We start from the raw sequence: 5,345 nt of genomic DNA, 5'->3' as shown, positions 1-5,345 counted from the left end.
AGCCTGTTGTGCGTACCCTACGGGGTGCGCCTGGCCTACGCACTGCCCGAGGCGCGCCTGAAGCTGATCTTTGCCTGCATGCTGCTGCTCATCATGGGGCTGTTGCTGATGAAGTCATGAGATCGGGCATGGCATTTCCTGGGGACGTGCGTCCTGTTCAATCGGATCCAAGGAGACCTGCATCATGAATTGCATTCCGCCAGGCTGGGTGGTGCGGCCATTCGCAGGCGGCGCCTACTGCGTGCCCGAGCGTTTTGCCGCGCAGGCCGGCACCGGCTGGTTTGATGCGGGCCGCCCGGATGCCGAACCGGTGGGCGAAGGAGGGCGGCAGGCAGCCTGGTTCGTCGATGGCTACCATGGTCCTGCCGTTTTGCGCCATTACCGGCGGGGCGGCCTGCGCGCCCGGTTGGGCGCGCGCGAGACCTATCTGTGGCTGGGCGAATCCCGGGTGCGGGCCTATGCCGAAGTCCGCGTGCTGGATCATTTGCGCCGGGCTGGGCTGCGGGTCCCGGAACCGCTGGGTGCAGCCTATTGGCGCAATGGACTTTTTTATCGCACTGCAATCCTGGTTGCGCGGATTCCGGGTGCGCAGGCCCTGGCGGGGCGCCTGGACCGGGCTGACCCCGCTGCGGTCGCGCAGGCCATCGCCGCGATGCATGGGGCTGGGGTCTGGCATGCCGACCTGAATGCCTACAACATTCTGTTCGATGCCGACGACCGGGTCTGGTTGATCGATTTCGATCGCGCGCGCCAGGGTGTGGTGTCCCCGGGACAGGCGCAAAAAAATCGGTTGCGCCTGCGACGGTCTTTGGTTAAGGTAGCCGGCGCGCGCGGAGCGCAGTGGTGGGATGCTTTATCCCGTTGTTTACCTACAGAATAGGGATCCATGCCATGAAAATCGGCACCATATACACCCTGTTGGCCGCCGCAGCGCTGATGACTGCGGCATCGGCGAATGCCCAGGACCGCGTTGTCAACGTCTACAACTGGGCCGAATACACCGCGCCCGATACCTTGTCCGGCTTTGAAAAAACCACCGGCATCCAGGTTCGCTACGATGTCTACGACACCAACGACACGCTTCAGGCCAAGCTGCTGACGGGCAAGTCGGGCTACGATGTGGTCGTGCCTTCCACCCACTATGCCGCTCGCCAGATCCAGGGTGGTCTGTTCCAGAAACTGGATCGTTCCAAGATCCCCAACTGGCAGTATCTGGACCCGGACCTGATGGCGCTGGTCGCCACGGTCGATCCGGGCAATCAGTACCTGATTCCCTGGGGCTACGGCACCAATGGCCTGGGCTACAACGTGACCCAGGTGCGCGAACGCATGGGCCAGGACGCGCCCCTGAATTCCTGGGACATGCTGTTCAAGCCGGAAAACGCCGCCAAGCTGCAGTCCTGCGGCATTTCCATCCTGGACGAGGCCGCGCAGGTCTTTCCGGCCGTGCTGCACTACCTGGGCAAGGACCCCAACAGCAGCGATCCCAAGGACTACGAGGCCGCGCTGGCGCTGCTCAAATCCATCCGGCCCTATGTGCGCCAGTTCAGCTCTTCGGGCTATATCGATGAACTGGCCTCGGGCGGCCTGTGCATGGTCTATGGTTTTTCAGGCGACGTGATGATCGCCTCGTCGCGCGCGAAAGAAGCCAAGAAACCCTACGCCATCGACTATTACATCCCGGATGGCGGGGCGCCGGTCTGGTTCGACACCATGGCCATCCCCAAGAGCGCCGAACACGTGGACGAGGCGCACGCCTTCATCAACTACATCGAGACGCCCCAGGTGCATGCGGCGATCACCAACACCATGTACTACCCCAATGCCAACCAGGAAGCGCGCAAATACGTGGTCGAGGAAGTCGCGGACAATCCCATGATCTACCCCTCGCCTGAAGTCTCGCGCACGCTGTTTGTCATCAAGCCGCAGCCCTTGAACATCCTGCGCCTGCAGACGCAGATGTGGGCGCAACTGAAGACCGGGCGCTGATGGCGATGCAGGACCCGCGTGGCATGCCTCGCCAGGGAGAGGCCGATGACTTCGTCCGCATGGAAGACGTCGTCAAGATCTTTGGTGATACGGTGGCGGTCAAATCCGTTTCCCTGTCGGTGCGCCGGCACGAGATCTTTGCCCTGTTGGGCAGTTCAGGCTGCGGCAAGTCAACCCTGTTGCGCATGCTGGCCGGGTTCGAGGAACCCACGTCCGGGCGGATCATCCTGGATGACGAGGACATCACGGCGCTGCCGCCGCACCGGCGGCCAGTCAACATGATGTTCCAGTCCTATGCGCTGTTTCCGCACATGTCGGTCGAGGCCAATGTCGCCTTTGGACTCAAGCAGGAAGGCGTGCCGCGCCATGAAATCCACGAGCGCGTGTTCGAGGCCCTGGACCTGGTGCAGATGGCCGGCTACGCCCGCCGTCGTCCGCACCAGCTCTCGGGTGGGCAGCAGCAACGGGTGGCCCTGGCGCGCAGCCTGGTCAAGCGCCCCAAGCTGCTGCTGCTCGATGAACCCATGTCGGCGCTGGACAAGCAGATCCGCCAGGCCACCCAGATCGAACTGGTGAAAATCCTGGGCCAGGTCGGCGTGACCTGCATCATGGTCACCCATGACCAGGAAGAGGCCATGACGATGGCCAGCCGCCTGGCGGTCATGACCGAGGGCCAGATCGTGCAGTGCGGCACCCCGCATGATGTCTATGCATTTCCCAATTCCCGTTTCGTCGCGGGGTTCATCGGGTCCACCAATCTGTTCACCGGGACCATCGTGGTCGACGAACCCGATCACGTGCTGATCGAGACTGACGCGCTGTCGCGTCCGCTGTACGTCAGCCATGGCATCAGCGAACCCCTGGGCATGGAAGTCCACGTCTCGATCCGGCCCGAGCAGATCCGCGTGGGCCGCCAGGCCCCTGAGGTCGAATCCAACTGGGGCCACGGCATGGTGTCGCACGTTGCCTGGATGGGCAGCTATGCCCGCTACCAGATCCGCCTGGATGCCGGCCAGACCATCGAGGCCAGCGTGCCAAGCCTGGACTGGAGCCAGTCCGACGCGCCTGGCGTGGACGAAGAGGTCTACGTGACCTGGTCCCACGACGCCGGGACCGTGCTGGCGTCCTGACGTCCTCCCGCCGCCTTCATCGACCCCTCGTGCCCGGAGCCGCCGATGCATCTGAAAATTCCCGGCCACCGTCCCAGCGCACGGCAGTTCGCCATCGGTGTGCCTTACGCCTGGCTGGCGCTGTTCCTGCTGGTGCCATTCCTGTTGGTCCTGAAGATCAGTTTTTCCGACCTGCAGTTCGGCATCCCGCCCTATACGCCGATCGCCACCCTGCAGGACCAGACCCTGTCGCTGGCCCTGCACCTGCGCGGCTATGCGCTGTTGTTCACCGACAGCCTGTACGCAGCGGTGTATCTGAATTCAGTCAAGATGGCCCTGGTCACCACCGCCTGCTGCGTGCTGATCGGCTACCCCATGGCCTACCATATCGCCCGGGCGCGGCCGGAGATTCGCAATCTGCTGCTGCTGGGGGTGATCCTGCCGTTCTGGACCTCGCTGCTGCTGCGCGTGTATGCCTGGGTCGGCATTCTGCGCAATGACGGGCTGTTGAACCATCTGTTGATGGGTCTGGGCCTGATCGACGCGCCACTGGAAATCTACCGCACCGATCTGGCCGTCTATATCGGCCTGGTCTATGCCTATCTGCCGTTCTTCATCCTGCCGTTGTACGCCAACCTGGTGAAGCTGGACTACCGTCTGCTGGAAGCCGCCTATGATCTGGGCGCACGGCCCTGGCGCGCCTTTCTGCGGATCACGCTGCCCTTGTCGATGCCCGGCGTGGTGGCCGGCGCCATGCTGGTGTTCATCCCCTCGGTGGGCGAATACGTCATCCCCGAAATGCTGGGCGGGGCCAATACCCTGATGATGGGGCGCGTGATGTGGAATGAATTCTTCAACAACGCCGACTGGCCGATGGCTGCAGCCGTGACCTGCGTCATGGTCCTGCTGCTGCTCGTGCCCCTGTCCATCTTCCAGTACAACCAGGCTCGTCAGCTGGGGGGGCGGTCATGAGGCGCGGTGGCGGGTTCCGTTTCCTGGCGCTGGTGGTGGGCTATGGGTTCCTGTACGTGCCCATTGCCTGCCTGATGGTGTTTTCCTTCAATGATTCCACCCTGATGACCTCCTGGTCGGGCTTTTCACTGCGCTGGTACGCCGAACTGTTCCAGGATCAGGCGCTGTTGTCGGCGGCAAAACTGTCGCTGCTGATCGCCACCCTGACTGCCACGGCGGCGGTGGCCATCGGCACCTGGGCCGGCTACGTGCTGGCCCGCATGGGGCGGTTCCGGGGCTTTGGCCTGTACATTGGCATGCTCAGCGCCCCGCTGGTCATGCCCGAGGTCGTGCTGGGCATTTCGCTGTTGCTGATGTTCGTGGAAATGTCCAAGCTATTTGGCTGGCCCGACGGCAACGGCATGTTCACCATCTGGGTGGGCCACGTGACCCTGTGCACGGCCTATGTCGCCGTCATCATTCAGTCGCGCGTGCGCGACCTGGACCGCTCGCTGGAAGAGGCCGCCCTGGACCTGGGCGCTTCGCCGTTGCGGGTGTTCTTCCAGATCACGTTGCCCCTGATCGCCCCGGCCCTGCTGGCCGCATGGCTGCTGGCGTTCACGCTGTCGCTGGACGACGTGGTGGTGGCGTCCTTTCTGTCCGGGCCGGGCTACACGACCCTGCCGCTGGAAGTCTTTTCCCGCGTGCGCCTGGGGCTGAAGCCCGAGATCAACGCCCTGGCGACCCTGTTCATGGTGGCCGTGGGGGTGGTCGTGGTGGCGGTCAACCGCATGCAGATCCAGGCGGCGAAGCGGGCAGGCTAGGCATCAAACCCCCAGCAGCACCGCCAGGCTGAACAGCCCTGCCGACAGCAGCATGCTGGCCGGAAAGGTCAGTACCCAGGCGAGCAGAATGTTGCGGATCGTCCGACGGTGCAGGCCGCTGCGGTTGGCGACCATGGTGCCGGCCACGCCGGACGACAGCACCTGGGTGGTAGAGACCGGCAGGCTGAACAGATTGGCCACGCCGATGGCACTGACGGCGGTGATCTGCGCGGCCATGCCCTGGGCATAGGTCATGCCCTGCTTGCCGATCTTTTCGCCCACGGTCAGCACCACGCGGCGCCAGCCCACCATGGTGCCGATGCCCAGGGCCAGGGCGACGGCGACAATCACCCACAACGGTGCGTATTCCGTCGTCATGCTCAGGTCGGCGCGCAAACGCTGCAGGTCAGCCTGCTCATGGGCGGGCAGGATCCCCAGGCTGGCCACCTTGCGGGCGTTATCGTCCAGACAG

Annotated in this window: 6 protein-coding genes; 5 read left to right on the top strand and 1 reads right to left on the bottom strand. The window is 63.9% G+C overall.

The genetic code is table 11. From position 1 onward, the window contains the following. The first annotated feature begins 184 nt into the window (after window positions 1-184). Genes RBR29_RS10225 through RBR29_RS10205 form a run of 5 tightly spaced genes read left to right on the top strand, consistent with a single transcriptional unit; the run spans window position 185 to window position 4,873 of the window. Window positions 185-880, top strand: a complete 696-nt coding sequence (locus tag RBR29_RS10225; protein ID WP_320349033.1) for a 3-deoxy-D-manno-octulosonic acid kinase — start codon at window positions 185-187, stop codon at window positions 878-880. An 11-nt stretch (window positions 881-891) separates the two neighbouring features. Continuing rightward, on the top strand, window positions 892-1,989 hold the full coding sequence (locus RBR29_RS10220; protein ID WP_320349032.1) for a polyamine ABC transporter substrate-binding protein: 1,098 nt from the start codon (window positions 892-894) through the stop codon (window positions 1,987-1,989). Between the two features lie 5 nt (window positions 1,990-1,994). Continuing rightward, the gene (locus tag RBR29_RS10215; RefSeq protein WP_320349034.1) at window positions 1,995-3,119 is read left to right on the top strand and encodes an ABC transporter ATP-binding protein; all 1,125 of its coding nucleotides are present in this window, start codon (window positions 1,995-1,997) and stop codon (window positions 3,117-3,119) included. A 45-nt stretch (window positions 3,120-3,164) separates the two neighbouring features. Continuing rightward, window positions 3,165-4,070: an ABC transporter permease subunit gene (locus RBR29_RS10210; protein ID WP_320349029.1), complete on the top strand. Its 906-nt coding sequence runs from the start codon at window positions 3,165-3,167 to the stop codon at window positions 4,068-4,070. Beyond that, window positions 4,067-4,873, top strand: a complete 807-nt coding sequence (locus tag RBR29_RS10205) for an ABC transporter permease subunit (RefSeq protein WP_320349028.1) — start codon at window positions 4,067-4,069, stop codon at window positions 4,871-4,873. The genes RBR29_RS10210 and RBR29_RS10205 overlap by 4 nt, the downstream gene beginning before the upstream one ends. Before the next feature lie 3 nt (window positions 4,874-4,876). Here the strand turns inward: RBR29_RS10205 and RBR29_RS10200 are convergent. Continuing rightward, window positions 4,877-5,345 (bottom strand): inorganic phosphate transporter (locus RBR29_RS10200; protein WP_320349027.1); only part of this gene is annotated, 469 nt, incomplete at its 5' end.

The sequence above is a fragment of the Castellaniella sp. genome (genome assembly GCF_034007085.1).
GTDB lineage: Bacteria > Pseudomonadota > Gammaproteobacteria > Burkholderiales > Burkholderiaceae_B > Castellaniella.
This window is presented reverse-complemented; position numbering and strand designations above follow the sequence as displayed.